This is a genomic window from Amaricoccus sp., assembly GCF_017995835.1.
Classification (GTDB): Bacteria; Pseudomonadota; Alphaproteobacteria; order Rhodobacterales; family Rhodobacteraceae; genus Amaricoccus.
On the sequence record NZ_JAGOID010000161.1, the window covers coordinates 1 to 4800 of the forward strand.

Annotated in this window: 5 protein-coding genes; 4 read left to right on the top strand and 1 reads right to left on the bottom strand. The window is 68.1% G+C overall.

Features of this window, described 5'->3' with window-relative positions; genetic code table 11:
• Window positions 1–119: 119 nt before the first annotated feature.
• The gene (locus KBA23_RS15835; RefSeq protein ID WP_290742944.1) at window positions 120–719 is read right to left on the bottom strand and encodes an aminodeoxychorismate/anthranilate synthase component II; all 600 of its coding nucleotides are present in this window, start codon (window positions 717–719) and stop codon (window positions 120–122) included.
• Window positions 720–819: 100 nt separating this feature from the next.
• Between KBA23_RS15835 and KBA23_RS15840 the strand changes: the two genes are divergently transcribed.
• From KBA23_RS15840 to KBA23_RS15855, 4 genes are all read left to right on the top strand, one after another.
• Window positions 820–1191, top strand: a complete 372-nt coding sequence (locus KBA23_RS15840) for a hypothetical protein (protein ID WP_290742947.1) — start codon at window positions 820–822, stop codon at window positions 1189–1191.
• Window positions 1192–1305: 114 nt separating this feature from the next.
• Window positions 1306–1845, top strand: a complete 540-nt coding sequence (locus tag KBA23_RS15845) for a TRAP transporter small permease subunit (RefSeq protein WP_290742950.1) — start codon at window positions 1306–1308, stop codon at window positions 1843–1845.
• A gap of 28 nt (window positions 1846–1873) precedes the next feature.
• Entirely contained in the window at window positions 1874–3319 is a 1446-nt protein-coding gene (locus KBA23_RS15850; protein ID WP_290742953.1) for a TRAP transporter large permease subunit, read from the top strand.
• A gap of 50 nt (window positions 3320–3369) precedes the next feature.
• Window positions 3370–4467 carry a TRAP transporter substrate-binding protein gene (locus KBA23_RS15855; protein WP_290742956.1) on the top strand — a complete coding sequence of 366 codons (1098 nt, stop codon included), beginning with the start codon at window positions 3370–3372 and terminating at the stop codon, window positions 4465–4467.
• The last annotated feature ends 333 nt before the right edge of the window (window positions 4468–4800 follow it).

Sequence of the window (4800 nt, forward strand, 5' to 3'; positions counted from 1 at the left end):
CTCGCCCGGGCCTGGATACGCGTGCTCTGGCGCACCTGGACGGACGGCGCCCTCTACGACCCGGCGCTGCACAGCGCCGCGGTCGCCCACAATACACTCGCAGCTTGACACAGGGTGTCTCATGCCGGAACGGACGCCCGCGCGCCGTCGCGCGCCAGGGCCAGGAAGTTCCGCAGGAGCGCGTGACCGTGCTCGGAGGCGATCGATTCGGGATGGAACTGCACGCCGTGGATGGGCAGGTCGCGATGGGCGAGGCCCATGATGGTGCCGTCGGCGACTTCGGCGGTGACGACGAGATCCGCAGGGAGCGTGGCGCGCTCGACCGCGAGGCTGTGGTAGCGCGTCGCGCGGAACGGCGAGGGCAGGCCCGCGAAGACCCCGGTCCCGTCGTGGGAAATGTCGTCGATCTTGCCGTGCATGATGGCGGCGGCGCGCACCACCCTGCCGCCGAAGGCCTGGCCGATCGCCTGGTGGCCGAGGCACACCCCGAGCAGCGGCACGCGCCGCCCGGCGGCGGCGGCGATCAGCGACAGGCACACGCCGGCGCGGTCGGGATCGCAGGGGCCGGGCGAGAGGATGATCGCGGAGGGATCGAGCGCCATCGCGGCGGCCGCATCCACCTCGTCGTTGCGGCGCACCACCGTCTCGGCCCCGAGCTGGCCGAGATAGTGGAACAGGTTGTAGGTGAAGCTGTCGTAATTGTCGATCAGCAGCAGCATTTTCGCGGGCCTTTCGAGGGCTTCGGGGCTGACGCCCGCTCCCGTGCGCCGTATAGATGGCCCCTGGCGCGCAATGCGGTCAAGCGGGAAAGGTCTGTTCGTGACGGTCGAGGCAGAGGTGCGGGGCATGGGATTCTGGCGTGGCTTCCTCGCGGGCCTCGTCGTCGCGGCGGCGGCGCTCCTCGCGCTTGTGCTCGCCCGGCCGCCGATCCCGCCGCAGCCGCCGGCGGTCGAGTCCGGGGCGCCCCACGCGCCCGGCGCCCCGCAGGTCGGCGCGGCGCCTGCGGGCGCGCCGGCGCTCGGGCCCGTGGCGCCCGCTCCGCTGATCGGCGCCGCCGAGGACGCGCCCTCGGCCCTGCCGAGCCTCGCGCCGGTCGGAGCGGCGCGCCCCGCGCCGCCAGGCGCGACGCCCGGCTCGCTCGCGACGCCGTCCGGCGTTTCAGCGCCCGCCGCTCCGCTGCCCAACGATTGAGCACGATTAAGCAAGAGTCGATCGCAACTGCCCGAGGACGCTTGCGGGATCGGCCCGCAGCCGCTACCACCTGCGGCTCGGTCGCCGAGTTACGGCGTTTCGGGAGACATCGATTTGGCGGGCTTGCTGCGCATCGCCTCAGGCATTGACGGCATCAGCAGGTTCTTCGCCTGGATCGCGACCTGGCTCGTGCTGCTCTCGTGCCTGATCAGCGCCGGCAACGCGGCCTCGCGATACCTCCTCAGCCTCAGCTCCAACGCCTGGCTCGAGATCCAGTGGCAGATGTTCGCGGGGATCTTCCTGCTCGCCGCGCCCTGGGTGCTCAAGGTCAACGAGCATGTCCGCGTCGACCTCCTGTACGGCATGGCGTCCGAGCGGAAGCGGCTGTGGATCGACGTGATCGGCATCATCTTCTTCCTGTTCCCCGTCACGATCATGGTGGGGGTGATGTCCTGGGGGTTCTTCCTGACGAGCTACCACGCCGGCGAGATGTCGATGAACGCGGGCGGCCTGCCGGTCTGGCCGGTCAAGCTCCTCCTTCCCCTCGGCATGGCGCTGATGTTCCTCCAGGGCGCGGCCGAGCTGATAAAACGCATCGCGGCGCTGCGGGGCTTCGGGGACGCGACCCCGACATACGAGAAGCCGCTGCAGTGATCCCCGCCACGCACCGGAGCCGCCGCGGATGCTAGAATACGGCTACATGGCCCCGGCGATGTTCGCCGGGCTGATCGTCTTCATGCTGTTCGGCTTTCCGGTGGCGTTCTCGCTGGCGGCGCTGGGGCTGTCCTTCGGCTTCGTCGCCATCGAGGTCGGCTACTTCGGGCCGGAGTTCCTTCAGGCGCTGCCGTACCGGATCTTCGGGATCATGTCGAACGACCTGCTGCTGGCGATCCCGTTCTTCACCTTCATGGGCACGATCCTCGAGCGATCGGGACTGGCCGAGGATCTGCTCGACGGCTTTGGTCAGCTCTTCGGCCCGATCCCGGGCGGCCTCGCCTTCGCGGTGATCGTGGTGGGCGCGATCCTCGGCGCCATCACCGGGACGGTCGCCGCATCGGTCATCGCCATGGGCATGATCACCATCCCGGTGATGATGCGCTACGGCTACGACATGAAGATCGGCACCGGCGTCATCGCCGCCGCGGGCACGATCACCCAGGTGATCCCGCCCTCGCTGGTGCTGATCGTGCTGGCCGACCAGCTCGGCGTGTCGGTCGGCGACATGTATCTCGGCGCGATCGGCCCCTCGCTGCTCCAGGTGGGGCTCTTCATCCTCCTCATCATCGGCGTGGTGATCTTCCAGCCGTGGCGGGTGCCGGCGCTGCCGCCGGAGGCGAGGACGCTCAGGGGCTGGGGGCTCGCTTCCGAGATCCTCTGGGGCATGGTGCCGTCGCTGGTGCTGATCTTCCTCGTGCTCGGCACCATCTTCATGGGCCTCGCCACGCCGACCGAGGCGGGCGCGATGGGCGCGGTGGGCGCGATCGGGCTCGCCATGCTGCACGGTCGCTACCATAACGATCTCATGTGGCAGGCGATGGCCTCCACCGCGCGGCTGACCGCGATGGTGGTGTTCATCCTGCTCGGCGCCACGGTGTTCAGCCTGATCTTCCAGGGCGTGAACGGCGGCCGATGGATCGAGCACATCCTGTCGGACCTGCCGGGAGGCCGCACCGGCTTCCTGATCTTCACGATGGTCTTCGTCTTCTTCATCGCCTTCTTCCTCGACTTCTTCGAGATCGTGTTCATCGTCGTGCCGCTGCTCGTGCCGGTGGCGCAGGCGCTCGACATCAACCTGATCTGGTTCGGCCTGCTGCTCTGCGTGAACATGCAGACCTCGTTCATGCATCCGCCGTTCGGCTTCGCGCTGTTCTATCTCCGCGGCATCGCGCCGCCCTCGGTGAAGACATCCGAGATCTACTGGGGCTCGATCCCCTGGATCGGCGTCCAGCTCCTCCTGGTGGCGATCCTGATCTTCTGGCCGGAATCGGTGACCTACTGGATCGGCGAGCACGCGACGCTGGACCCGGCTGCGGTGGAGGAGGCGCTCGAGGGTCTCACGCTGCCGGATCCGGCGGGCGACCTCGGGAGCCCGGACTTCGGCGAGCCGCCGCCGCTCGACCTGGACTGACCAATCAAACAAGAACGCAGGGACAAGCTACCAACATGGGAGAGAATCGAATGACCCTCAAGCGACGCAACTTCCTCAAGGCGGCCGGCGGCGGCGCCGCCGCCGCCGCGGTCCTCGCCGCGCCCGCCATCGCGCAGACCCAGCCGAAGGTCGCCTGGCGATTGACCTCGGGCTTCCCGCGTTCGCTCGACACGATCTACGGCGCGGCCGAGGTCTTCGCCGAGCACGTCAAGGCGATGTCCGGCGGCAACTTCGAGATCCAGGTCTTCCCGGCCGGCGAGATCGTGCCCAACCCGCAGGCGGTCGAGGCGGTCGGCACCAACACCGTCGAGATGGCGCATACCTGCTCCTACTACTACTGGGGCATCGACCCGACCTTCGCGTTCGGCACCGCCATCCCGTTCGGGCTCAACGCGCGGCTGATGAACTCGTGGCTCTACGAGGGCGGCGGCAACGAGCTGCTGAACGCCTTCTACGCCAAGCACAACCTCTATGGCATGCCGGGCGGAAACACCGGCGTGCAGATGGGCGGCTGGTGGCGCAACGAGATCAACAGCCTCGACGATCTCAAGGGCGTCAAGATGCGGATCGCCGGCATCGCCGGCAAGGTCGTGGAAAAGCTCGGCGTCGTGCCGCAGCAGATCCCCGGCGGCGACATCTATCCGGCGCTCGAGCGCGGAACCATCGACGCCGCCGAGTGGGTCGGGCCCTACGACGACGAGAAGCTCGGCTTCTACAAGGTCGCGCCCTACTACTACTATCCCGGCTTCTGGGAGGGCGGTCCCTGCGTCCACTTCTTCGTCAACCTCGAGAAGTGGAACGGGCTCACGCCGGAGTACCAGGCGATCCTGACCAACGCCGCCGCCTACGCCAACACCGACATGATGGCGAAGTACGACGCGCGCAACCCGACTGCGCTGCGCAGCCTGATCGCCGGCGGCGCCAAGCTCAAGCAGTTCCCGGCGGAAGTGATCGACGCGGCCTACCTCGCGGCGAACGAGGTCTACGACGAGATCGCGAACGAGAACGCCGACTTCAAGACGGTCCTCGACAGCGTCAAGGCGTTCCGCAACGACGGCTACCTGTGGAACCAGGTCGCCGAGTTCACCTACGACAGCTTCATGATCCGCAACCGCGCCAAGGGCTGACAAGCCCCGGCCGGCGTCCCCTCCCGGGGGCGCCGGCGCATCGGGGCCCGGGGCCGCGCCGCCTCCCTGTCGCGCGGCCCCCCCGATCGCCCGTACACCTCCCCCGACTCGTGTGATACCGGCGGGCTCATGAAACGACTCGCGGCCCTCTTTTTTTTGCATTTGGCGCTTTTATCGTGTATACTCAGATAGTTACCCAGCCTATCATACCAGCGGCGTGAAGCTTTGACTCTGCGAGGGATTCACACGAATGCCGGTTGCTGGTTCACTCCGTTCGCGAGGCGGGGAGGATCGGGATGGCGGTGGAGATCACGCGGACGGAGCTTACGGCGG